22 protein-coding genes and 1 pseudogene are annotated in these 24988 nt (G+C 50.4%); 12 read left to right on the forward strand and 11 right to left on the reverse strand.

Annotated features, from left to right (window positions below; genetic code table 11):
- Window positions 1-171: 171 nt before the first annotated feature.
- Genes FYJ24_RS11725 through FYJ24_RS13600 form a run of 3 tightly spaced genes read right to left on the reverse strand, consistent with a single transcriptional unit; the run spans window position 172 to window position 1674 of the window.
- On the reverse strand, window positions 172-834 hold the full coding sequence (locus FYJ24_RS11725; protein ID WP_318656699.1) for a LysE family translocator: 663 nt from the start codon (window positions 832-834) through the stop codon (window positions 172-174).
- A 52-nt stretch (window positions 835-886) separates the two neighbouring features.
- Window positions 887-1426: a helix-turn-helix transcriptional regulator gene (locus FYJ24_RS11730; RefSeq protein WP_206192700.1), complete on the reverse strand. Its 540-nt coding sequence runs from the start codon at window positions 1424-1426 to the stop codon at window positions 887-889.
- Window positions 1423-1674, reverse strand: coding sequence for an AraC family ligand binding domain-containing protein (locus FYJ24_RS13600; RefSeq protein ID WP_225872158.1), 252 nt, complete (start codon window positions 1672-1674; stop codon window positions 1423-1425). The genes FYJ24_RS11730 and FYJ24_RS13600 overlap by 4 nt, the downstream gene beginning before the upstream one ends.
- Window positions 1675-1911: 237 nt before the next feature.
- Here FYJ24_RS13600 and FYJ24_RS11735 point away from each other — a divergent pair, with 237 nt between their 5' ends.
- The 3 genes from FYJ24_RS11735 to FYJ24_RS11745 all read left to right on the forward strand — a co-directional run bounded on the left by FYJ24_RS11735 (window position 1912) and on the right by FYJ24_RS11745 (window position 7443).
- Window positions 1912-2925, forward strand: coding sequence for a LacI family DNA-binding transcriptional regulator (locus FYJ24_RS11735; protein ID WP_154546633.1), 1014 nt, complete (start codon window positions 1912-1914; stop codon window positions 2923-2925).
- 175 nt (window positions 2926-3100) lie between these two features.
- Window positions 3101-4510: an MFS transporter gene (locus FYJ24_RS11740; protein ID WP_154546635.1), complete on the forward strand. Its 1410-nt coding sequence runs from the start codon at window positions 3101-3103 to the stop codon at window positions 4508-4510.
- An 11-nt stretch (window positions 4511-4521) separates the two neighbouring features.
- On the forward strand, window positions 4522-7443 hold the full coding sequence (locus FYJ24_RS11745) for a metallophosphoesterase family protein (RefSeq protein WP_154546637.1): 2922 nt from the start codon (window positions 4522-4524) through the stop codon (window positions 7441-7443).
- 300 nt (window positions 7444-7743) lie between these two features.
- On the opposite strand, the pseudogene FYJ24_RS13605 reads toward FYJ24_RS11745, so the two are convergent.
- Window positions 7744-7848 (reverse strand): annotated as a pseudogene (locus FYJ24_RS13605) (DNA-binding response regulator); the annotation flags it as partial.
- Here FYJ24_RS13605 and FYJ24_RS11750 point away from each other — a divergent pair.
- The 6 genes from FYJ24_RS11750 (at window position 7836) to FYJ24_RS11770 (ending at window position 12043) form a co-directional block, all read left to right on the forward strand.
- Entirely contained in the window at window positions 7836-8054 is a 219-nt protein-coding gene (locus tag FYJ24_RS11750; RefSeq protein WP_154546639.1) for a hypothetical protein, read from the forward strand. The pseudogene FYJ24_RS13605 and the gene FYJ24_RS11750 sit on opposite strands and share 13 nt — an antisense overlap.
- Before the next feature lie 80 nt (window positions 8055-8134).
- On the forward strand, window positions 8135-8353 hold the full coding sequence (locus FYJ24_RS11755) for a hypothetical protein (protein ID WP_154546641.1): 219 nt from the start codon (window positions 8135-8137) through the stop codon (window positions 8351-8353).
- Between the two features lie 17 nt (window positions 8354-8370).
- Complete coding sequence (locus tag FYJ24_RS13460; protein ID WP_318656695.1) at window positions 8371-8730, forward strand: mannitol dehydrogenase family protein; 360 nt, start codon at window positions 8371-8373, stop codon at window positions 8728-8730.
- Window positions 8731-8744: 14 nt separating this feature from the next.
- Entirely contained in the window at window positions 8745-9494 is a 750-nt protein-coding gene (locus FYJ24_RS11760; protein ID WP_318656700.1) for a mannitol dehydrogenase family protein, read from the forward strand.
- Between the two features lie 44 nt (window positions 9495-9538).
- Window positions 9539-10495, forward strand: coding sequence for a diacylglycerol/lipid kinase family protein (locus FYJ24_RS11765; protein ID WP_154546643.1), 957 nt, complete (start codon window positions 9539-9541; stop codon window positions 10493-10495).
- A 51-nt stretch (window positions 10496-10546) separates the two neighbouring features.
- Window positions 10547-12043 (forward strand): DUF1846 domain-containing protein, encoded by a 1497-nt coding sequence (locus FYJ24_RS11770; RefSeq protein ID WP_318656696.1) that lies wholly within the window; start codon window positions 10547-10549, stop codon window positions 12041-12043.
- On the opposite strand, the gene FYJ24_RS13465 is transcribed toward FYJ24_RS11770, so the two are convergent.
- Entirely contained in the window at window positions 12040-14097 is a 2058-nt protein-coding gene (locus FYJ24_RS13465) for an acyltransferase family protein (RefSeq protein ID WP_154546645.1), read from the reverse strand. The two genes, FYJ24_RS11770 and FYJ24_RS13465, sit on opposite strands and share 4 nt — an antisense overlap.
- A 184-nt stretch (window positions 14098-14281) precedes the next feature.
- On the opposite strand from FYJ24_RS13465, the gene FYJ24_RS11780 reads away from it, so the two are divergent.
- Entirely contained in the window at window positions 14282-15199 is a 918-nt protein-coding gene (locus FYJ24_RS11780) for an NAD(P)-dependent oxidoreductase (RefSeq protein WP_154546646.1), read from the forward strand.
- On the opposite strand, the gene FYJ24_RS11785 is transcribed toward FYJ24_RS11780, so the two are convergent.
- From FYJ24_RS11785 to glf, 3 genes are read right to left on the reverse strand one after another with little or no spacing between them, the layout of a single operon-like run.
- Window positions 15196-15924, reverse strand: a complete 729-nt coding sequence (locus FYJ24_RS11785) for an ABC transporter ATP-binding protein (RefSeq protein ID WP_318656697.1) — start codon at window positions 15922-15924, stop codon at window positions 15196-15198. The two genes, FYJ24_RS11780 and FYJ24_RS11785, sit on opposite strands and share 4 nt — an antisense overlap.
- A 4-nt stretch (window positions 15925-15928) precedes the next feature.
- Window positions 15929-16876 carry an ABC transporter permease gene (locus FYJ24_RS11790; protein WP_154546647.1) on the reverse strand — a complete coding sequence of 316 codons (948 nt, stop codon included), beginning with the start codon at window positions 16874-16876 and terminating at the stop codon, window positions 15929-15931.
- A complete protein-coding gene (gene glf / locus FYJ24_RS11795; protein WP_154546648.1) occupies window positions 16876-18039 on the reverse strand; it encodes a UDP-galactopyranose mutase in 1164 nt (387 codons plus the stop codon). Before glf ends, FYJ24_RS11790 begins: the two co-directional genes overlap by 1 nt.
- A 52-nt stretch (window positions 18040-18091) precedes the next feature.
- On the opposite strand from glf, the gene FYJ24_RS11800 reads away from it, so the two are divergent.
- Window positions 18092-19084 (forward strand): glycosyltransferase, encoded by a 993-nt coding sequence (locus FYJ24_RS11800; protein WP_154546649.1) that lies wholly within the window; start codon window positions 18092-18094, stop codon window positions 19082-19084.
- Window positions 19085-19151: 67 nt separating this feature from the next.
- On the forward strand, window positions 19152-20738 hold the full coding sequence (locus tag FYJ24_RS11805) for an LTA synthase family protein (RefSeq protein ID WP_154546650.1): 1587 nt from the start codon (window positions 19152-19154) through the stop codon (window positions 20736-20738).
- On the opposite strand, the gene FYJ24_RS11810 is transcribed toward FYJ24_RS11805, so the two are convergent.
- The 3 genes from FYJ24_RS11810 to FYJ24_RS11820 form a co-directional block, all read right to left on the reverse strand.
- On the reverse strand, window positions 20735-22297 hold the full coding sequence (locus FYJ24_RS11810) for a sulfatase-like hydrolase/transferase (protein WP_154546651.1): 1563 nt from the start codon (window positions 22295-22297) through the stop codon (window positions 20735-20737). The genes FYJ24_RS11805 and FYJ24_RS11810 overlap by 4 nt on opposite strands.
- Window positions 22298-22408: 111 nt before the next feature.
- A complete protein-coding gene (locus FYJ24_RS11815; protein ID WP_154546652.1) occupies window positions 22409-23305 on the reverse strand; it encodes a glycosyltransferase family 2 protein in 897 nt (298 codons plus the stop codon).
- Window positions 23298-24980 carry a glycosyltransferase gene (locus tag FYJ24_RS11820; RefSeq protein ID WP_225872161.1) on the reverse strand — a complete coding sequence of 561 codons (1683 nt, stop codon included), beginning with the start codon at window positions 24978-24980 and terminating at the stop codon, window positions 23298-23300. The genes FYJ24_RS11815 and FYJ24_RS11820 overlap by 8 nt, the downstream gene beginning before the upstream one ends.
- Window positions 24981-24988: the final 8 nt, after the last annotated feature.

Genomic DNA, 24988 nt, shown 5'->3' on the forward strand with positions numbered 1-24988 from the left:
CTTTCAAACTCACCAAAGCCTGAAGAATCAACGTAGGATCAGAGACAGTGAAGGTGTTTCTATTATCTTTTTGGATCACACCTAAAAGTATGAAACACCTTCACACCCCACCAAAGTCCGAAGAGCCACTAAACCACCATCCCAGCGAGAAATATCAAACTGCCACGGGAATTAGAACACCGTGATGGGCAGCTGGAAGGCTGAAAAAGCCAAACGCAAGATCATTCCGGCACCAAAAAGGACAAGGAATCCACCTGAAAGTGCGGAAATCCATGGAAGAACTCGTTTCAAGAAACGAAGTGCCTGATGTGATCCAAAGACTACCGCTGCAAAGATGTCCCAGAGAAGAAGAACAGAAAACATCCATACTCCATAGACCACAAGAGCTGTGGTGTCATCACTGTGTATAGCGGCAGCCAAGCTCATATAGAACAGCGCATTTTTCGGGTTCAATAGGCCGGATATGAATCCCAGGCCAAAGTTGCGAAGCCACGTTACGCTCCCGACAACTGGTTCTTCGTCGACAAATACAGTTGCCCGTGACCGAAGGAAGACTCCCCCAATAAATATGAGGAAACCTCCGCCAGCAAGTTGAATGAGATTGAGGACCATTGGATGCGATATCAATGATAGGCCCGAAAAAGCTACCACTATGAAGAAACCGTTGGCGCAGGCAATCCCCAAGCACACACCCGTGGCATTTCGCCAACCACCTGTCATAGCGGTGCGAACAATAAGAAAAAAACGACCCCCGGAATGAGTAGCGCTAGAAAATGGGCGACTGCCACCGCGACAAACTGTTCCATGCGCTCCCCGATGTGTACTGGACTCTATTCCAGTCTTTCTCTAGGACGCTTCTAGGTCTTGTACGTTATTGCAGTTGACTTCAATATCTGCCAGGTGATGCGGCAACGTAAGCACGGAATACGCGGTGGAAGTGACTCTGATCAGTAAATCCAAGTACATGCGCGATCTGAGCAATTGGTTGCCCCTCGCTCAATAAATGGCGTGCCTCGATGATGCGGGCATTATGTCTCCACGCGACAGGCGTGAGGCCTGTTGCCTTTCTCATGGCACGTACCAACTGATACTTTGACATATGTACTTCTTCGGCCAGTTCGTTAAGTGGCGGCATCGATGCATCATCTTTCAACCTGACCAGCACTGGCTCCAACTTTTGCGCAAGTTTCACATCAACTGTGTTTTTGGCCAAGATCGCGGGAGTAATCCTGCCCATCGCCTGCAATAGTTTATTCGCGTGCTCTTCAATGGCACTCTTGGATGTGTCCTCAAAAATAGCGCGGCTGAAAGCATGCACCAAGTCAGGCAGTGCTGAGTCCCGCAGAAGGCGTATGCCTGAGAATATGTCGTTCCCCATTCCCTCAGCAATGCGCAAATACGCCCACTGCTGGTTGGTGTGGATCATATGGTAGAGCCATGGCCCTTTTCAGGGTTGCAGGCATGCACATGGCCAGCCGGTATAACTACGACGTCCCCAGATTCGAGACCGATCGGACCATCAAGGGCACCTGTAAGGGTCGATCTGCCTTCTTGTATCAACCCAATTGAAAAAGTGTCATGAAAGTGCAGACGATAACAAGAGTTTCCTCGACATGAGCGCCTGGCTTCCAAACCAGAAACATGACTACTTCGCCCAAACTCTAACAAGGCCATCCTCTCATTTCATTTAGCCGGTTCTGGTCACAACTACGATACGACAGTTGATGCGGAAGAGACTCCCCCTGTCTTCAGGACACTGACAAGTCGCCCAGGCATTGCTCGGGGTGCTATTTTTTTTAGAATCGGTGTCGCACGCATCCTTACCTTCGATGCGTAAGCTATCGTTGTGAGCCAATGGAGGCACGGTGCCGCTAAACTACCTTTTGTGCGTCCGAAAACGAAAGTGATGATGTGTCAAAACACGTAACAATTCGAACGGTAGCTAGACTTGCGGGAACCTCACCCTCAACAGTGTCGGCAGCATTTAACCCGGGATCGCGAATTTCACCTATCACGAGGGAAAAAATAATCAATGCAGCCGACCAGTTGGGCTGGCGCCCTGACCGTAGAGCATCCGCTTTGCGCAAGAACACAAATTCAGTCATCGGGATGATCTATGAGGTTAGTCGTCCTTTTCAATCATCTTTGGTTGATTCCGTCTATGCCGCAGCAGCAAAGCATGACCTCGAGGTCGTTTTGGCGGGCGGCACCGAACATCACAGCGAACTGGCTTGTTTGCGGCTTCTTCTAGCCGAAAGATGCCGGGGGCTGATAGTCACGGGATCCTCTTTGGCTAATCGGTATCTTGAGGAGGCTGGCCGGATAATTCCGACGCTAACGCTTGCACGATATTCCAGTGCACACAATGTTGATTCTGTTTATTCTGACCCCGTCGAGGGGGAACGAATGGCAGTCCAGCATCTGTACGAACTAGGGCATAGACATATATTCCATATCGGGGGCGTCAAAAGGTCTATGGCACCTGAGCGTGAGAAAGGCTATCTCAGTGCAATGTCAGATTCTGGATTGATTGACCTGGCCCATGTCTTGCAGTGCGGTGATGACACTGAGGCTGGTGTTCGTGGCGCCGATTTACTAACAACCGGCGACCATCTTCCCACGGCTGTTACTTGCTACAACGATGCTGTAGCTTCAGGCGTGATACTACGGCTACGCCAATATGGTTTTAGAATTCCTCAAGATATATCGGTGGTTGGATACAACGATCTAACGATTGCAGCAAATCCAGCATTTTCTCTCACGACAATCCGTCAAGACGGATACTTATTAGCTGATAAGGCTTTGGAATTGTTGGCCGCGAGACTGTCTTCCGATCCATTAGCACCATCAAAGGAGAAAACCGAAATCGCAGTGGAATCGCATCTGGTGGTTAGGTCCTCGACTGGTCCGGTACCTGAAAAATAGGTGTTGTTGTATCGATTCGACATAGTGCTGGATCGATACAACATGTCAACGCTCTTCCTTAGCTCGCGTCCTCGTGCCAATCTACCGAGTAGCGATTGATAGCTTTTTGAGTTGTCTCTCCTCTCCCGATTCGGCCGCGCCGAAGTCGACGCGCGCTTTCTAGAAAAGGATAACGATGAAGAATCCGTTCAGATGGTTCCTTACAGGACCGGACAAACCTCGTATCACCGACCCCCAAGTTGTACGCAAGCAATTCCTTAAACGGCGCTATTCAGGCGTCATCGCAATGACCATTGGATACGCGATGTATTACGTTATGCGTCTGCCGCTATCCGTTGCGAAACAACCCCTTCTTGAAGCGGGGCTCACAGCACCTCAACTGGGAGTCATAGGTGCAGGACTCACTATTGCGGTTGCTCTTGGCAAGTTCACCAATGGTTTTATCGGCGACCACGCAAATATCAAAAAGATCATCCCTCTAGGGCTCCTGGGTGCAGCCATTGTCAATGTTGTCCTGGGACTCGCTCCTGTCTATTACGGACTGTTTGTGGTGATGTGGGTTCTTAACGGCTGTTTCCAATCAATGGGGTCTGCTCCTGCCACAGTATCCCTTTCACAATGGTTTCCAAAGAAACAGTTAGCTACGTGGTATGGGTTTTTCGGCATTGCCCATTATTTGGGGGAGGGACTCACATACGTCGGTACAGCGTTCATCGTTGCAGCCTTGGGCTGGAGACAGGCTTTTCTTATTCCCGGCGTCATTTGTATCGTGTTATCCGCAGTGGTCTTCTATTTCATGAATGATCGTCCTCAAACTTATGGATTGCCATCAGCCGATGAATTCGCGGGTGAAACAGCTTTAGCGAAGATCGAAGAAAAAACGTCAACCAAAGAAGCTCAAATCGAGGCTGCAAAGAACCCGTTTGTTTGGTTTGCCGCATTTAGCGCGATTTTCCTAGGGATCACTCGCTATTCTGTAGCCTCTTGGGGTGTGATCTTTCTTCAGGAGCAAGGCGGCTATGAGATCGTTACTGCAGGGTCAACCTTGGGCATTGTTGCAGTTATGGGCGGTGTCGGCTCTGTATTATCCGGCATTATCTCCGACAAAATCTTCAAGTCTCGACACGCAATTACTTCAATTGTCTTTGGGATTGTCATGATCCTTGGCATTCTTGGCATCGTCACCCTCTACGAGAATCGTATGCTTTGTATGGTTTCAGCGGCAGTGTATGGATTTGCTCTTGGCATCGAATTATCCTTTTTGGGAGGCATGCTGGCAGTTTCACTGGTTTCCCAAAAGGCCACGGGAGCAGCCATGGGCATGGTCGGCCTGTTGGCATACTTTGGCGCTACAGCCCAAGAAATTATCAATGGTTGGATGATGGGTCATTTCAGTACCACGGTAGATGGTGTCACTACTTACCATTTTGAGTCGATCATAATCTTCTGGGTCGCGTCTACAATCCTGATGGTCGTCTTCGTCTTCCCGGTTCTTTATGGCCAGATACGACAAGAAAAAAGACTACGACAAGAAGAACTTGAACTGAAAAAGGTCAATACATCTGATTCGATAGAAACCCTTTGAGGACTGAATCCATGCACGTTTTCCCTTACCTATTGGCACCAACTGCCCATTCAGTTTCTATTGCATGGGAAGCACCTGCCGGTATCGTCTTTTCTGTTCGAATTCGTCCGGCAGGTCAAGAAGAGCAGACTGTTGCCCTCTCTCCAGATGACAATATCTGCACGCCAGTCACACAGTTTTCTTCTCTCTTAGGCGAACCGGATGGAGTATATTGGATTGACATTGAGGAGCTTTGCCCAGACACACTATACGATTACTTTATCTGCAACGGACACGAAATCGTAGGGTCTGGTTCGTTTCGTACTCCCAGTCAGTCAAAAGTATCGTCGCGTTACCTGCTTATGAGTGATTCGCATGCTTTCAACCTGCGTGAAGAAATGGCAAAAGTTACGTTTGCAGGTCAGTATGATGCGGTCTTTCACCTAGGAGATATGCCAAGTGGGACTGGCTACCAAAAGGAACAGTACAGCAGGGGATGGTTTGAAGCGTTCGCTGAGCCTCTAGCAAGAATCCCCTTCATATATGCTCCAGGGAACCATGATGACGGTCCCCACTTCGACACGTATTTTTCCCACCAATCTCACCTCTGGAACCGAGATTCCAAAGGGAGGTCTTTTTCCTTCACAGATACTGCTGGTATTCACTTTGTCGTGGTAGATAGTAACCCATGGGGACTCACCGAAATGAATGCCGTCAACTCTGGGATTCCGCTTGATGATGCAGCACAAAGACGTATAGATGAAATTGAACAGTGGCTAGTCCAGGATTTACAAAGTGAGGAAGCGGTTAATGCACACTGGCGGGTTGTCCTCCTCCACCACCCCTATACAGATCCGCTGACGAATAGACGGCTTTGTAACATAGTGGAAAGATTTGCCGTCGACCTTGTGCTTTCAGGCCATCTCCACGAATACCACAAAGCTGTACCTATTGAAGGAAAAGTCAATCCGAAACCCGTGTATCTCACACTGCCCAGCTGCCAAGATCCTGCAGAGGGCTTTCAGCGCGGCAGCATCAAGGGGAGACTGATGGAGGAATTCCCCGAAATGCTTGCAACTGGAAACGGCAACTACGCAGAGCTCGACGCAGACCAGGAAACACTTCAGATACGTATCTTCGGATTTAATGGTGAAGGCACTCAACACCTCATCGATAAAGTCATCCTCTCTAGAGAGCTCGGGGACGACTGTATTCGCTATGTCGCTCCAGAGTTTTCACTTCACGAGGGGATCGTGACTATAAGAGCAATAGCACATAACTCCGGCACCGGATTGGGAATTATTAGACCAGTCGTCGTCGATAATGGAGCACTCCACACTATTCCTCTTCTTGGGGATCTTGGAGCGCCAGGGTCCTTGGCCTACCTCGATCCAGGTGAGTCACTCTCTATTACTTTCACCTATTCCCCTAAAACACCCGGAAGCCACTGTCTGGAGTTCGCCGGGTCCGAATATACGATAGACATTGCGGAGGTTGACTCGGTCACGTGTGGGAACATCTCCGTGGAACTCTCACGAGACGATTCACTTATCACCGTGACATCTGATCTTGTAAATCAATCTGAAAAACTAAGGCTTGTCACACTTGCTTTGTACTGGGATGGCGTGAGAGTTTCGAGCCAAGATCTCGATATTTCTCCCGCAAGTTGTGTAGGACTCCAGATTCCTTACTACTTCAAAGAGGGGGGCAGCCATGTTCTCTCAATCAGACTCAACGACGTTGTCGTGTATGAAAAGGTGTACGAATGTGGAGGAGGAATCACAGTAGTACCAAGAATTCGGGATAAAAGCCTGTGGGGCAATGATGGCCTCATCAGAGGAACACCCCGTCTTTGCGCACATGAAGGCCAACCTTATCTGGAGCTTGTCGACGAAGGAGACTATATCGAAATACCGCCATCACCTTCGCTGCAATGTGGGCAATCTTTTTCTGCCTTGATTCGGGCAAAAATGGATCGCCTGGCGACTTCCGAGGAAATGGCGCACAATCCTTTGCTTGTTCGAGGTCTCTCCGTCGGATGGGGAGCTACCTATCACCTTCGCATGGTTGTCGACCGTAATGGCACAATGAAATGGGGAACCTGCTACGGCCCCAATGAATATGGGTGGGCTGGTGGCAACGCTAGCTTGAAGCAATGGGCAAACTATGCATTTCAGTTTGGAGTACGCGATGGCGGCATTAGTCGTATCGACACACAAACTGTTGCAAGCGTGCCTCCGGTTGGTGACTCAGTAGCTCTCAACGACTATTCCTCATTGCCGTTATTCGTTGGTTACTCTTTCATTGGACACGTCATTGAAGATATTGGCCGCCCCAAATATTTCACCCATTTTCCTGGCAGTATTTCTCGCGTCGTATACGCGGATACCTATACAGATGATCTGGAAATAGCAACCAGTTCTGATTGGCAAGCCAGCACTTCACCCAATATCAGAGTTAACCTTGACTTTGGCGCCATAGAAACTGAGGGAATTTACACCTCGCAATGGCGTCAAGTCCGCAATTACAAGCGTGATTTTTTCCGTGATGCGGATACATGGAGCCTTGATGCACTCAAAGTATCTGCACAAATCCCCCCTCAGTGCCGGACACAAGTTCGTATTGAGGTCTCTAATAACCAGAAAACTGTTGACGCTTTTTATGAGGTCTATCTAGATGACGGCACCAAGACATACAATCTGCCAACAAACCTCCAAGGAGAATTCTTTCGAATCGTGTGCACATTGACCGGCACTGCTACACTCGGCGAAAGAATACGGATCCCACGAATAGACGTCTGCACATTACTGTGTCACCGAGAGGGCCTTAGCGGAACCGTCACATGGTCAACCCAAGAAGACTGGCAGGCAGGCTCATTTGACGGCGCGATCGGAATCGAGCCCATGGATCGGCTTACTATTTTTGAAGAATATACTGACCCTATCCATGGGTAACTTCCCTCAAGTAGTAACAGGACAAGCAAGACATATCAAGTTGTCCTAATCCTCACACATTAATACGACGGGAATTGAGCCGCTCTTATGTCGACGTAATCCACGCTAACTGGCTATCAGAAAACGTACACCAGCTTCTTCGAAGCTCTTGATGTTTTGAGCTGAAATGCCTGCATCGGTCACAACGAGGTCAATCTCCCCTACTGTCGCGAACCGAGCAAACTGCTAGCAGTCGGGCGAGACGTCTTCCCTCACTATAAATCGGCAATTAGGATAATCGTGGTTGCAGGCAGAACATAGTTACGCCTGCAACCACGTGAGTACAGCCCGCACTCGCCGATTTTCCTCCCCCGGCGTCATACCAAGTTTGAGGAAAACGTTAGCCACGTGCTTTGCCACTGCCGCAAGCCATACTTCTTTTCAGCATTTTTGGCGTGGTTGCAGTTGTTGGGGATGTAATATGGGGTGTGGTCGGCGACCGCATCGGCTGGCGCAATACGATGCAATGGTTTGCCACACCAATATGCACTGCTTCCCTCATCTGCCTCTACGTGATACCCAACGTCTTCGGGGCCAACTTCTGGTTGATTGCTTTGGGAATGGCTGGATAGGTATCGGCCTGTCAGCCCACGTACCATCTACCCCGCTGGTCGTAGCTTTTTCTCACAATGAAACTGGAAATGCACTCGCAGTGCTCAATCTTGGCGCTGGACTTGGGTCATTCGTTGGACCCGCTATCGTCACCGCTCTCGTTGGTACGGTTGGACCGGCTGGAGTGATGTTCGCACTAGCAGGACTCTATGTCATTTCCTTCTTCCTTCTCTTTTTCCTCAAACTGCCCGGTAACGCCCGAGTCCTCCATTCACAGCCAGCAGACAACGCGCCCGCTTCCGCTATTGCCCATTCATAGAAAGTAGACAGATAATCATGAAATCCGCATACGACCGTTCAACCATCACACCTGGGATTGTCCACTTCGGAGTAGGCAACTTCCATCGAGCTCACCAGGCGGTGTACCTCGACCAGCTGATGCGTCAAGGAAAGGCCCTTGACTGGGGGATTTGCGGAGTCGGTGTCATGCCGGGTGACAGCGCCATGAGGGATGCCTTACTTGGACAAGACTGCCTTTACACTGTGACTCTCAAATATCCCGATGGCACATCTGAGACCTCCACTATCGGTTCTATCGTCGACTACGTCTTCGCCACTGAAGACCGCCAGACAGTCCTAGAGATAATGGCCTCTCCAAAAACCCGCATAGTGTCGTTGACAGGATCACCCCGGTAACAACCCCAGAAGACATCGCTCTAGTACGTGAAACAACGGGAATAGACGATGCTTGGCCAGTGACCTGTGAACCGTTCATCCAGTGGGTCATTGAAGACGATTTCCCCTTAGGCCGCCCTCCTCTTGAAGAAGTTGGCGTCCAACTAGTTGATGACGTTGTCCCCTATGAACTCATGAAGCTGCGACTGCTCAATGCCTCTCATCAGTCTCTAGCGCACTGGGGGCGTCTCCTGGGATACACCTTTGCCCATGAGGCCGCCAGCGATCCTGACATCGAGCACTTCACCAGGGAGTTCCTCACCCGTGAGGCCCTCACTACATTGCCAGAGGTCCCCGGCATTGATGTGACCAACTATATTGACATTCTTTTCGAGCGCTTCACCAATAGTGCAATTGCCGATACCTTGGCACGCCTGGCATTCGACGCATCTGACAGAATGCCAAAGTTTGTCATACCTACCGCAATTGATCGCGCCCATGCCGGGGATTCATCACCGTTGGCCGCCGGAATGTGTGCAGCGTGGGCGTTGGGCATGGAGGGCTCAATGGTGCAGCTGGACATCCAGGACAGCCACTGGCCGACACTCAAGAAGCTGGTGTCTCATGACGGCGGCGGCAACGCTGAAGGCCTCTTATCAGATGTGGCAGTATTGGGGCCGCTCACTGAAAACAACCACTTCAGACAAGACTATTGCGCAGCTCTTGGCCTCATTCGTACTCAGGGCGCGCGCGCAGCGATAAAGGCTCTTTCTGCATTTGCATAGCGCAATCGCCTTCTCCATGGCAGATTATCCTCCAGGAGGTCACCATGACGAAAAAGATTGCTGTTGTATTCAATCCTTCCAAAGTCGATACGCAAGAGATACACAGCGCGGTGTCTCAGGCAGCTAGAACATTGCCTGGGACACCAGAAGTAGTGTGGTTTGAGACCAGCGTTGAGGATGAAGGCCAGGGAGTAACTCAGCAAGCACTTGATGCTAAGGCTGATCTAGTTCTCGCTGCGGGTGGGGATGGGACTGTCCGTGCAGTAACAGAAGCCATGACTCATGCAGTTGGGGATACGACACTGGGCATCATTCCTTTAGGAACTGGGAATCTCCTCGCCCGAAATCTTGGTATTCCGCTCAATGATATATCGGCGGCGTTTTTGGTCGCTGCTCAAGGCACCCCCACTGCCATGGATGTCGGAGAACTGACCTACCGCACACCTGAGGGAGAGAAGACTTCGGTTTTCACTGTCATGTGCGGCTTTGGCCTTGATGCTCAAATCATGGATAACGTTGACGAGGATGCCAAAGAAAAGGTCGGATGGCTCGCCTACCTGGGCGCAGCCCAGGATGCATTGTCAGGAAATGATCAAGCCAATGTGAAGTTGAGTGTTGACGATGGTCCTGACGAGGCGACTAGCGGCCACACCATGCTGATCGGGAACTGTGGTCAACTGCAAGGAGGAGTTGCCGTCTTACCTGATGCCGATCCCTTCGATGGAAAACTAGACCTGCTACTCATTTCAGGAGGATCTGTGGGGGCATGGGCTGACACCGCCAAAACTATGCTCTGGGATAAAGGAATCAAACGAGTATTCACAGATGACGATGGTGAAATCGAAGATGTTGAGGGCAATCATACTCGGGTCCTACAGATTGACAAGGTTCGGGTCGGCTTCGACTCACCGCAGGTGATTGAACTCGATGGTGACCCGCTCACTGATGTTAGTGACTTCACTGCCTCAGTTATCCCGGGTGGAGTGCACGTGAGCAAATAAGTGGATAGATGGTCACTTTGACCCATTCGCGTACGTGTATCATTAGAGAACGTGGCAGAACAAGGCAGCGGTTTTGACCGCGAAAAGTATATTTCTCTTCAGACCGAACATATCGAGGCACGTAGGCGCCAGTTTGGCGGCAAACTCTATTTAGAGTTTGGTGGGAAGCTCTTTGACGACATGCACGCCTCACGGGTCTTGCCTGGCTTCTTGCCTGACAACAAAATCCTCATGCTAGAGGCCATGAAAGATGAGGCTGAGGTAGTAGTCGTAGTCTCAGCCAAAGATATTGCCAGCCGCAAAGTGCGTGGCGACTTAGGTATCCCCTACGATGTTGATGTTTTGCGCCTTATTGACGAATTCAGGTCCTATGGGCTGTTCGTCAGCTCTGTCGTCATTTCCCAAATCACGGGGGATGACCGCGGGGCAAAAGAGTTCAGGCGAAAGTTACAACGTTTAGGACTCAAGGTGTACCGCCATTATTCAATAGACGGGTACCCTCACGATATCCCCCACATTATCGGGGAACACGGCTACGGAAAAAATGAATATATCGAAACATCCCGCGATCTGGTTGTGGTGACGGCTCCTGGTCCTGGAAGCGGCAAAATGGCCACGTGTCTTTCACAGCTCTATCACGACAATGTGCGGGGTATTTCCTCTGGCTACGCCAAGTTTGAAACATTCCCCATTTGGAATCTCCCCCTTGACCATCCTGTCAACGTCGCCTATGAGGCTGCCACTGCTGACCTCGATGACGTCAATATGATTGATCCCTACCATTTGGCTGCCTACGGTGAACAGGCAATCAATTACAACCGGGACGTAGAAATCTTTCCAGTTCTCAACGTTCTTTTTGAGAGAATCCTCGGTGAGTCTCCCTACAAGTCACCCACCGACATGGGTGTCAACATGGCTGGATACTGTATTTCGAACGATGAGGTTTGCCGTCAAGCGTCAAAACAAGAAATCATCCGCCGCTACTTCAAAGCCCGGGTGGATGAGGTGGCTCAAAGCGTCGAGCCTGTCGTATCTGATCGCATCGCATTACTTATGGGACAGATGGGTATCACCGTTCACGACCGCCCTGTAGTCGATCCAGCATGTGATCTTGCTAAGACCACCAAAGGACCTGCGGCGGCCATGGAACTACCCGATGGCAGCATTGTCCTTGGCAAGACCTCGGCACTATTGGGTAGCAGTTCAGCGTTACTTCTCAATGCGCTAAAGAAACTGGCTAATATTGACCCAGAAATCGACCTCCTAGCTGCGGCAACAATCAAGCCTATCCAAGAGCTCAAGACCAAACATTTGGGCAGTAAGAACCCTCGCCTCCATACGGACGAGGTGCTCATTGCGCTGGCCGTTGCAGCAACCACCGATCCCCATGCCCAGTTGGCGATGGATCAACTGCCACATTTGCGAGGTTTAGACGTTCACACATCGGTCATTCTCGGATCTGTCGACGAGGGGATCTTCCGTAGTCTGGGGGTACAGGTAACCAGCGAACCTGTGTTCCAGTCAAAGAAGCTTTACCGCAAGCGCTAGTTGCCTAGTGCTTCTCTCACGCGTTGGGCCATGATAGGCGCCATGGTCTGTGAGTAGGCTTTCGTGAGATGGTTGTCGTCAAGATAGATATGCACATTGCCCATGATTGTCGGACATGTACCTTCGATGCATAGCAGGTCCGTGGCATCAAATACGTGGACGTTCGGCCCTTCAAGCTCTAAAGCCGGATTTGTGGCGGCCAGGTATTGGTTTTGGTCCAATAGGCACCCACCCATCAGTTGGTCGGCTGGCCGTTCGGCGGAACACTCGTATAGGTTTTCTTCCGACCTTAGGTTGTCACGAAAGGCCAATACGGTAATCCCCCTGTCCGTGAGGTGCTGGATGAGATCTTCGATACCGGGGAGCAGCTCCTCTTCAGGTGAATCTGCACTCACACGAGTAGCAACTAGAGCAACATAGTCAGGTGAAGCCGCCTCAATATAGTCAATTATTCCGCGATTACGCTTATCACACCAGTTTTCGTCGCCTCTCGGCATTGTGGTGCTGCACCCTCCTGTAAGAATTGCCTCAGCACTCAGCTCATCATCTGTATCAGCCATCTCACTAAAAACAGGTAGCAGGTTTTGCTCCGCATGGGAGTCCCCCACTATGAGAACATGTTTTTCACTCCCCTGACCGTATTTGGTGCATGACTGCCCTTTTGCCGGTTCTGGGAATACCTGCTGATATAGGGGGTTGCATCCATCAGGATAGGACAGCCATTCTTCCCCTAGGGACAGGGGCCCTGGGATCGGAGTTTGCTCGTATCGGTTAAGCTGAACTGATCCAATCGCTGCGGCGCCCGGGTGGTCTACCGAACTCACTGAATCTGCAAAATCGTTGGCCTGTTTTTCTAGGATGATGTGGGCAGCTCCGATTGGGAGGAGGCCAACTATCAAACTTAAGACGACGACCGTCCACTTATTTCGCATAGCCCGGTTGGCCCACTTCCATGAACGAAGAGGGTCGTCAAGGAAACGTGTCACCAGGTAGCCAATGCCTAGTGACAATGCGATCAGTGAGAGCCCCGATTTGACACTCAGCCGGTCATATCCCATGAAAGTCAGGTAGAAGATAAACAGCGGCCAATGAACCAAGTAGACTGCGTACGAAATATTACCCAGCCATACAAGCGGCTTCCATGCGAGAGTTCGTCCAGTCCCTCTCTTATCTTCTTCGCTTGAGAACAGCAAGATCAGGCTAACGGCCCCCATCGGGAAGAATGCCATCGGCCCGGGATACGTTCCGATGGGGATAAGACAGAACGCTATCAGGACCGCGAAACCTGCCCATGCAAGGAATTGTGCGACGCCACGAGGGAGTCGAATGTACGGTGCTAGCGCCGCAATCATTGATCCGAACGCGAACTCCCAAATCCGAGCCCTCGTATCAAAATAGATGCTTCCGTCGCTGGGAGCCAGCAATAGTAACCATGCCAAGGACATTACGGTAACCAGGCCAAAAGCTGTCGCGACGGTGGCCCGGATAGGAATCTTGACTGCCTTAGCAAGGAGAACGCATAGAGTCATGATCACTGGCCATGCCAGGAACATTTGTCCTTGCATTGACATGGACCATAAGTGCTGAAAAGGGCTTTGAAGTGAGTGGTCTGCAGCGTAGTAGTCAGCTGCGACTTCCACCAAGCGCCAGTTTTCCCAATAGGTTTGCGAGGCGAAAGCCTGGGTGACCATTTCCTTCCAGCGTGTGGCAGGAAACAGAAAGAATACTGCACCAAGAGTTGTGAGAACTATTAGCGTGAGGGGCGGCAGCAGACGTTTGAATGTGTGAGCCCATCGCTCTAGGAAATTGGGCATGGTGCCACGTTCACTGCGCCGCACAAAAGATGAGGTCATCAAGAATGCTGAAATCATGATGAATGAATCGACACCAATCGGAGATCCAATGGTCCACGCGTGATAAAAGAGCACCTGGAGCATACAGACTGCTCGCAGACCCTGTATGTCAAGGCGTCTACGAATAGCTGGCGAAGTAGCCGTGAAGCCGATTGGTCCTGTAGTGCCTTTGGCGGGCACCGCAGCGGTTACGTCTGACACTTACGTGCTACTCCTCATCTCGACGACACCAATTCTTCCGGCATTATGTCTTTGTTACGTCCTATTGAGCGTGTAGCAGACTACCGGAGAATGACTAGGGAGTGAAATCCTAGCTTTCCGCATTAGCAATAAGAGACGTACGCTGAAGTAAGGATCTATTTAAATAAACTACAAAGGAATATCGATGGATAATCGGAATACAGCCACTGACAATGAGACGACAAACACACATCTCAATATAACGGTGGTAGGCGCCGGCATCATGGGCAGCGGTATAGCCACATCACTGTTACGCAGTGGCATCAAAACAACTGTGTGGAATAGGACCATTGAAAAGGCAGAGCATTTAGCTGCTTTAGGTGCCCGTGTTGAACCTGACCCGAGGAAGGCAATTGCGGGCGCTGACGCCATCTTTGTCGTTCTCTTTGATGGCGACTCTGTCATGGGTTTTCTGGAGTCCACACATGATGCCGCAAGATCTGACGCCCTCTGGGTTCAAACTGCCACCATTGGTGTGGACGCCACAAAACGCGTTGCCACCTTCGCTGAGGAAAAACACATCAATCTGGTGGAAACACTCATGATGGGGTCGAAACTGCAAGCTGAAGAGGGTTCTCTCATCCTTCTTGGTGGCGGGGAAAAAGCATACTTTGAAAAACTGGCACCTGTGTGGCATGCAATCAGCAAGAAGCTTGTGTACTGTGGCGAAAAGGTAGGTGACGGAACCGTCGTGAAACTTGCGTGTAACTCATGGGTCGCGACAATTACTTCAGCCGCTGCTCAGGCCATCGCTCTTTGTCAAGCCTACGGTTTAGACGCACAGTTGTTCCTCGATTCCATTGAAGGTGCCACCTCCGACTCTCCCTACGCACATATCAAGGGAGAAAAGATCCTCACTGACGAATTCTCTGCACAGTTTTCATTAGCTGCTGTGTGTAAAGACTTGGGACTAATCAATCAAGCGGCAGAAACAGCTGGGGTTGGCACCGCCATTATCGATGCCGTTGAGTCAACATACCAAAAAGCTCTAGCAGAAGGCCACGAAAACGAAGACTTAAGCTCGGTATATTTTGCCCTCAAATCACGCAAGGGAGACCATTAGAGAGCGCGCAAGGCTTCGACCGCTTTATCAGCTGGCCCATCGAAGACCAGAGAACCTTTTTGGAGCACTACCCCGCGGTCGCAAAGATCAGCAATCATGTCTAGGTCATGGCTAACGATAACCAACGAACGTCCCTCTTCTTGCAGTTGTCTAATTCGGGCAAGACATTTCTTTTGGAATGGCTCATCCCCCACTGCCAGAATTTCGTCGACCAGGAACACTTCTGGGTCTGTGTACACTGCAACAGCGAAAGCTAGTCGCAAGAACATTCCCGAAGAGTAAAACTTGACTTCCTGGTCGATGAAGTCTCGTATCTCCGAAAAATCGACGATCTCTTCAAATACCGCATCAATCTCAGACTTTTCCATGCCTAGGATTGCGGCGTTGAGGTAGACATTTTCGCGTCCAGTAAGGTCCGGGTGGAATCCTGCTCCGACCTCGATCAGCCCAGCAACTTTGCCTTTAGTACCGATAAAACCCTTGTCCGGAACCATTACGCCAGAGATCAGCTTGAGCATTGTTGACTTGCCTGAGCCATTGAAGCCAATCAGGCCAACAGATTCTCCACGGCCCACTTGGAAACTGACCGAGTCAAGAGCACGAAACTGGTCGCTAATGTCTTTACGGCGTCCCGTAAGAGCCCACACCAACGACTCTTTCATCGAGTGAGTTCGGCGGATGGTGAATTCTTTCGTAACTTCGTCAACTACGATTACTGGGTCCACGATCTTAGAGCTCCTGAGCAAATCGACGTTCGGCGCGGCGGAAAACCCAGTCGCCCACGAAAAGAACGATGAATGAAATGACGAAAGCTAAGGCAACCCACAGGTAAGCATTAGGGGGGAAGGAACCCGCCTGAGCGGCATTCATTTCTCCAATCTCAGCTGGGGAGAAGTTTGCGAAACCAGCTTGCCCATGCACCAGAATCTCTTCGGGAGAGATCGTCGGCTGCCAAAAGCCGTAGTGGAAGAGTTCTACTGCCACCGTCATGGGGTTAAGTTGGTAGATAGTCCATATCCATGTCAGACCGTGGTCGACGAACACCTTGTAGACCATGGTCCAGCTGTATAGAATCGGGGAAATCCACGTAGCCATCATGAGAATTAGTTCGACGAAGTTTTCCGCATCACGGAAAAATACGTTTGCGGCGGCAAACATAAGTCCGACACCGAGTGCAAAGACAGTCACGATGATAACCGCCAGAACGATTGCTGCAAGGTTCATGAGTCCAGGTCGCCATCCAAAGATCAGCGCAGCAACCAGTAAGACAACAAGCTGGGGTCCTAGGTGAACTAATGCCACCCAGATGGAGGACACCGGGAAAAGTTGGCGTGGCAGATAGATTTTTTTCACCAAAGCAGCATTTACCACAACCGAACGCGTAGCGTTAGAGAAGGCTTCAGTAAAATAGTTGATCAGAACGACACCCGCAAACATGTAGAGGACGAAATGCGAAATATTTCGTTCCATCCCCATAAACAAGCCTACGGCTACATAGAAGACCGCAAATTGTGTGAGTGGTTTCGCGTAGGACCAGAGCATCCCTAATACAGAACCTCGGTAGCGTACGCGGAGTTCCTTGTGGACCAAAAGGGACTCAAGATAATTGCGGCGAAATACTTCTAGCAGCCCGCTAGAGCGTCCTGGAGTGTCAAATTGTGTTTTATCTATACTCATTATTTTTCGAAGACATCTGCCAGTTCGTTATTGACCATCCGCATCGCTGACGCGATAGCCATGTGCATATCAAGATATTGATATGTCCCAAGGCGTCCCCCGAAAAACACCTGAGGTTCATCTTTGGCAGCCTGTCGATACGCTAGCAGTCTCTCACGGTCAGCTGGTGTGTTGATCGGGTAATAAGGCTCATCATCATGCCCCGCAAAGCGAGAAAATTCTTTGAAAATTACTGTCTTCTCGTTTTGGTAGTCACGTTCAGGGTGAAAATGCCTGAACTCAATAATCCGAGTATATGGAACATCCAGATCCCCGTAATTCATCACTGAAGTTCCTTGGAAATCACCGGTATCCGCAACTTCACGCTCAAAATCGACTGTGCGCCACGACAAGTCGCCTTCTGAATAGTCAAAATAGCGGTCTACCGGGCCCGTGTACACCACAGGAATCTTCCCCACAACCGCTGACTTCCCTAACGGATTCTCAGGATCAAAAAAATCTGAATCGAGATAGATATCAATCAGATCGCTCTCAACCATGCGCTCCATAAAGGCGGTATACCCGTCTTTGGGAAGCCCTTCATACTTATCGTTGAAATACCGATTATTGTACGTAAAACGTACTGGGAGCCGAGAAATAATCGAAGCTGAAAGCTCCTTAGGATCCGTCTGCCACTGTTTAGCTGTATAGTTCTTGAAAAATGCCTCAAAAAGCGGACGCCCCACCAAGGAAATACCTTTAGTCTCAAAATCACGCTCTGCATCCTCAGGGGCAACCTCAGCAGACTGCTCAGCAACCAGAGCACGCGCCTCATCTGGACTCATCGACGCAGAAAAGAACTGATTGATGGTCCCCATATTCACAGGCATCGGATATACAACACCCCGAACAGTCGTATATACCGTATGGACATAGTCAGTGAACTCAGTAAACCTATTCACATACTCCCACACACGCTCATTACTGGTATGGAAAAGATGCGCGCCATACTTATGAACTTCAATGCCAGTATCTGGATCAATCTCAGAATACGCATTCCCACCAATATGAGAACGCCTTTCCACGATAGCCACACGCAAACCCCACTGGCGAGCCGCATGCTCAGCAACAGTAAGGCCAAAAAGCCCGGCACCGACAACTACAAGATCATATTTGTCATTCATCCCGCCCAGTGTACCCCGGACAGCGCCCGCACAGTTCGCATATGATAGAGCAATGGCCAAACCCACAGCTGAGGCTTTCCCTGTTGCAATTGCTGCAGTGACCTATAAACGCCCCGAACTTCTTGCTCTGCTCCTTCAATCAATCGTAGAGATGGAGCTCAAACCGGAATACGTAATTATCGTTGACAATGCTTCCGGAGACAACACACCTGAGGTGGTGGAGGGATTTCGCGAACTTTTGGGCACGAACACGCGCGGGGAAGAACGTCTCATATATTCGCTTCAGGAAGAGAACACCGGCGGTTCTGGTGGATTCTCCGTGGGAACACAACTCGCCTACGACACTGGGGCAGAGTGGATATGGCTCATGGACGATGACGTTGCAGTTGAACCTGACGCACTCCTCAAACTTTACCCCTGGACCAGGCGCTTCGACGTTGTTCAAGGCAGACGCTACAATTTTGATGGCGCGCCGTTCTACTGGCAATACGACTTCAACACCGCATTGGGAGCCCCGAACCCGATAGCTAAAGAACATTTCAAAGACGGATACATGCCGATGAACACGCTCTGTTTTGAAGGTGGCATGTTCCGCCGCTCTATTCCAGAGCAAATAGGTATTCCAGACCCACGTTTCTTCATTTACTGGGACGACGCCGTTTACGGCTATCTCGCATCAAAAGTCACAAATTGTGCAGTTGTGGATGAGTTCATCATGCGCCGCACTAGAACTCTCAAACACTTAGACCTCAAGGTGCGGCGCCTCAATGGAACATCAGATATGGTGCGCTACTACATCATGAGAAACCGTGGCTATATGGCCAAGTATTTTGCGCTGCACGGCGATTTCAAGCCTTTCTGGTTCGCCGCGGGAACTGCTTTAACATTCGCAAAGGAAATAATCCGCATTGCTACAGTGGATAAGACGTGGAAGACCGGAATGTCTGCGTTGTGGCGAGGCATGAAAGACGCCCGCGTGATCAAACGCGATACCACGTGGAAGCCCATGCAGCCACTCGTTGGTAGTAAATCTGACAGGCATTGATATACGACGCAGCTATTGTCTGCAGGGTTGTTTGATAGCGGATTGAGTCACGAGTAATCTCAACACCATGTCCTCTGGATTGTCCTCCGATTTGGCTGCCCAATCGCGCCTAGCCAGTAGTAAGCGTCCCCGCCGATATACTCCAGCGCATAAGAAGCAACAGAGCAGTCGCCTTCCACGCTTTCTCTTCAACATAGCGGTTGTAGCTGGCACTACACTCGGCGCTCTCTTAATAGGCGCTTCCGAATGGATATGGGGCGAGTTTGGACCCATCACAGTCCCGCAGGCACTCGACAATCTCTCGGGTGGTGGTGAAGGCGTTCCAGCTTCATTCTATTGGTCGATAGCGAAACTGGTCATTGCACCGACCGTGGCAGCATTCGGCATTGCAATCACCCTGCTTTTCGTTGCCGCTTCTTTAAAGAAAAATGGAAAGCAGTTCTGGTATCGGTTTGTGAGCGCGCAACTCACTGTTGCCTGCGTTGTCGTGGCAGCAACCGGTGTCATATTCATTGACCAGTCGTTAAGTATCCGCAAGTGGCTTTTCCATCAACCGATGGACGCGGATATTGCCGATTACTATGTCCAACCCGAAATACTCCAAGCAGTGGCAGGGGACAAAAACCTTGTCCTCATATTCTTGGAATCAATGGATGACGCTTTCGGTGATGAAACCATTGTTGAAGGAAATGCACTCGAAGCATTACAGAACGCCACCACAGACTGGGCCCGCATAGACAATTTCACTCAATATGCTGGTGGCGGTTGGAGCCAAGCTGGCATGGTTTCTTCCCTGTGTGGTGTGCCAATCCGAGCTGCAGGTGAAGAATCGGCGGAAAACGACTGGGATATTGCCGCCGGTGACGGCGCCTACATGCCAGGAGTGACGTGCCTTTCAGACCTACTTGCAGATGCCGGATACACCCAGGTGTTTATGTCCGGCGGTGATTTGGCATTCGCTAATTCACGCAATTTCCTTCAGAGCCACGGTTTCGACAAGATACTCGAATTGCGCGATTGGGAACAACGCGGAGAGACCCAAATTACAGGCTGGGGATTGTCGGACCAGCGTCTCTTTCACTACGTTGAGGAAGAACTGCTATCCCTGCGTGATAATTCGCAGCCGTTCATGTTGTCTTTTGCTACTTTAGACAATCATCGCCCAGCCCCGCATTTTCCCTATTGTCCTGATACTTACTCTGACGAAACTCTTTCTGCCATTAAGTGTCAGTCAGACATGTTGGCTGAAATGCTGACCTTCATGAAGAATGAGGGGCTTCTAGAGAACACTGTCGTTGCAATGGTTGCGGACCATAGGATTCTTCAGGCCTATCCCATCGCAAGCTACCGCTCCACGCTAGATATCGACCCCGACTCGGTCCCGCTCTTCAATAGGTTTTACAGTCCCAGTGGTGAGCTAGCTTTTGCTCGCGACCAAGGTTCCCAATTGGATCTTTTCCCTACTCTTTATGAAATGTTAGGTGGGAAGCTACAAGATGGTCGCGCGGGACTTGGAGTATCTTTCTTCACTCCAGAAGAGGCAGTGCGTCGCCAAAAGACACTGCTTCCGCTTTCTTGGGAAGAACAGCGAGACGTACTGGATTCAGAATCTCACGAATGGGTTGAAGAAATCTGGACCACACCCAGCGATTAGCTATCGCCATCTACTGAAGCAGCAGCTTTCTCTTCAAGACCCCACATGCGCTCATAGAATCCTGGAGAAGGAGATCCCAGCAGTTCGGCAAGTTGTGCATCACTCATAGGTAAGACGGTTCCGATTGTGCGGGCGTCGCCGTCAGGGACGAAAAGAGACACGCCTACCCCACCGCGGCCATCAGCTATTTCTGCACCCAAGAGTTCAAGGAAGGTTGGGAACATGTCTATTTGGTGTGCACTATCCCGCGCAAACGCGACGGAACCTTGAGGGCTCCAGAAACGATTGAATACAGGAACAATATCTGCCTGGTTGTCAGGGAGCTGCTCGCGGTATTGCGCTACATCATAAGACGGTAATACCTGGTGGTCCCCAATAACAACAACGACTGAGTCATTCATGAAACCGTTCTCATTGAGGAATTTAATGTAGTCCGCAGCGAGATCCGACTGGCAACCAACTGCGTCAAGGAAAGGATCTATCCCAGTGCGGGGACAGTATTCTGCCTCGTAGACTGGAGCATGGTTATCAACAGTGAGCATAGACAGGACAAAAGGCTCACCGCTGGCACGCAATGCCAAGGCTTCTTCTCTAGCCCGCGCGAATAGTCGCCTATCGGAAAGCCCCCATGCGGAAAACTCTGTCTCTCCCTGTTCCCTCCAGTAGTTCCGGTCCTTTACTTCATCGAATCCATGGGTACGCAAAAAAGATCCTTTTCCAGCAAATGCCTGGTCTGCTCCAGAGAGGAAAACCTGCCTATACCCTGCCTCATCCAAATAGTCGCCCAGGCATTTTGCTCCGGGAAGGAACTCTGGCAAATCGTCTGACTCATCGTTACTAAGGGCTACACCTTCCGGCGGACGAATAGGGATACCGCATTGTGTTGCCACGATTCCTGCCATTGTCCATCCACCCAACGCCGGATTCTGGGTGTATCGACCAATCTGACCCCACCCATCAGTGGCATCTTGCAAGGACTCAAGAGCATTAGTCCCTACTAGAGTTTCATCACCGAACGCATCATCCATAGATTCTAAATAAATAAGAATAAGGTTTTTGTCGCCAGGTATCGGTTGATCAAGCTTAGGCTCCGCATAATAGTCAGCTAATGATTCAGCTTGTGGGTCTCCAAAGAAAAAAGCGCTGAACCCAATGGACCGATCCAAAGTCAGGTATCCGGCCCCGAGGCTGACTACTGCCGTCAACGCAGCAACCGTCATAATAGGTCCGCGTTTTGCACCTCGTTTGGCCCCTCGAACTAAGGAAAATCCCGCAACCAAACAGAGGATTGCCACAACGATTAGAGGAATGATGACACCACGTGTAATGAACTCTTCGACTAACCCGGGGGCAACTTCGGCTTCTCCTCCACCAAATCCGGGAAGATTCATCAACATCTGCGGGAATGAAATCGCACCAAACTGGTGAATTACCTGGAATGCGGAACCGATCATCACGGCTCCAACAGCAACTGCCAGAATTATTATGCTGTATCCGAAAACGCGAGCAACACCTCGAAAACTGTGCTTATGAGGTTTGCTTCGGCCCTCCGAAATCATGGATAGTTACCTCGTATCTGGTAGTCAACTGTTCATTTTGCGCTTCCGTAAGGTTACGCGAATATTAACCATCAGACAACGTGAAGTTAACGGCACTACCGTGCGGCGGCATTATTGTTTTGGTTTTATCAACGGAGGGTTAAAGAATGCACCTTCCAGTACCCTTTTAGTCATCCGTGCCCGAAGCATTATGGGTACTCGCCCACGGCGCATTTGTCGCTGCATATTGGCTATAAACAGCAGATACGATGCAACACCTTTGCTGTTAATGGTGGCTGAAGCTTCGTTTCTGATGCCATATGCGAACTTCCACGCGTTTTTCTCATCAATCATGGTGAAGTTAACACCTTTGTTGTCTCCCATGTCATGGATCATGGCAGAATCCATAACCTGCACCCCAGGACAGTCGCGGGTAATACGTGACGTATATTCAGCGTCGTCAAACCAGATGAAGTACTCCTTATACGGGTAGCCAAATTCCTTCACTGTACTGCGTGGAATGAGGACTGAAACAAATGAGCAACGGGAAACCATTACTGCGTTTATTCCCTTGACCAGGAGCCTACCCCAGTCCCAGGTGGGAACTGGATTGTTCATCTCACATATGTTGCCGTCAATATACTCAACTACAGAACATGCGAAAGGAACCTGACCGCCCAGCTCTTCGTTGGACTGTACAAATCCACGTTCCAAGTTTCCTAATGCGTCTGGCTTCGCATATGCGTCATCATCCATGATCCACAGATAGTCCGCACCGCTTTCGTAGCCCGCTTTCATTCCGAGGAAGAAGCCCCCGGCACCCCCAGTGTTAACTGACGGTGACAGTACTAGAAATGGGATGGAACACTCATATGACTCTAGAAACTCTGCAGTTCCATCGTTAGAAGCATTGTCCACCACGATAATCTGATCAGGCTTGCGAGTCTGGTCGACAAGAGTGTCCAGAACCTTCTTGAGTTTTTCTAGGCGGTTGTATGTTACGACGACCGCCGCGATCGTCTCAGCCATGGTGATCACTCCCTGTCTCTTTGATTCGCTTCACCGTCGTGCGCATCCAGTCGGCTGCACTCTGCAAAGCAGAAAACTCTTCGACCGCATGCACTTCAGCTTCCCATAGCCTACGGCGTTTTCTATCATCTGCCATGAGCGCCCCTACCAACGGCACTGCTTTTCGTACCATGGCTCGTCCCCGCCGTGGCAATAGGGCCTGTTTCGGTATGAGGGTCCGCTGGGAACCAACATCTGCGGAGATAACTGGCACTCCTGCCGCAACAGCTTCAAGAGTAGTGAGTGTAAGTCCCTCGTTCCCTGAAGTAAGTAGCAGCAAATCGGAATCAGCCAAAGTCTGAGAGACTGGCACATCTTCATGGCGTCTCTCAATGACCCTGCCCAAACCAAGTGTTGCGGTGCGCTTATCAACCATTGATTCCAGTTCACCGTCACCCTGCAAGATGAAGCGAATATTGGGATACCTACGATACAGTGCAGCCGCCAGAGACAGGAATACATCAGGCCGTTTTTGACGGGCCAGTCGGCCGATGAAGGCAATCGTAAATTCTCTATCGTCGGGCCGTTCTCGGTAGCCAAGCTCCGTATCGGTAGTCAGCCCAATCAAAGGAGCCAAGGTGATCTTAGAAGGATTGATTTCACGATATTCAATAAGCCAGTCAACCAGTTGAGGTGAGATAACGTGGTGTTCGTCAATATAGTCATCAAAGAGGGCTCCGGTGCCAGGATAGCCCCCCTTCGCATATTCAACGATGTGTAGCGAATCGGAAATGTACACGCCAGGAATATGCTGACGTATCCATGGCAACCTCTCATATAGCCAACCACAATGGTGCACAAAGACAGAAGAGATGTTGAATACCTGCGACAAAACCGCTAATAGAGGCTCGCCTCCCGGATCCACCTGCAGAGGGAAATCGAGAGGCAAAAGAATACATCCGTCAAGCTCTGGGCGGGTGATCCAGTTGTGATGGGATTGCTGATCAGTAATTACTATAGGCAGTAATCCAGCTTCGCGTGCGATTTGTATTGCCTCGATCGCCCATCGTTCAGCTCCGCCCGATTGGAGCCAATGGAGACCGAATAGAGCCGCTCTAGGACCGTTGTGGGAACGAGGAGGAACCGGCTTCCAGGTTTCCGCTCCCTCCTTTTCAACTAGCGCTTCGATGACGTCAGCCATTCCATAGCGTTCGACGTATTGTTTCGCGCGGGACTCCTTGAGTGCCCATCCAGCAACCCTTGCTTCATCCAGAAATTGCGGTGTCTTGTCTTCTAGAAAGTCATAGACGCGGTGTATCAGTCGCTTTTCTGGCCGCTGCCGTTGCACAGAATCGTTCGTTACAGTCGGGGTTAGCCGAATGTACCTATGATTGGAATCCTCCAAAGGCCGCAATGTTTTATCTAGGGACTCTGTAGGCTTCCTTGCTTCCACTAGTGAGCGCGCAGTCACCTGTCCCAGGTTCTCAGCATCTGCGCAGTAATCTTCAGTGAAGGTCTCGGTACTGGTCAACACTGGGAATTGTTCTGAACTGCCCATATAGAAGGCATAAGTTATTGTCTGCCCCGGATTAAGTAGGCTATGGTAGCTGATTGCAGCTTCAGCGAGCTTTCTTTCTCTAGCGTCTAACTCTTCCCACCAGTGGGGAACGTTCGAAGCTATCTTGTACAGACGCATACTCACCT

It is taken from the genome of Scrofimicrobium canadense (genome assembly GCF_009696615.1).
GTDB lineage: Bacteria > Actinomycetota > Actinomycetes > Actinomycetales > Actinomycetaceae > Scrofimicrobium > Scrofimicrobium canadense.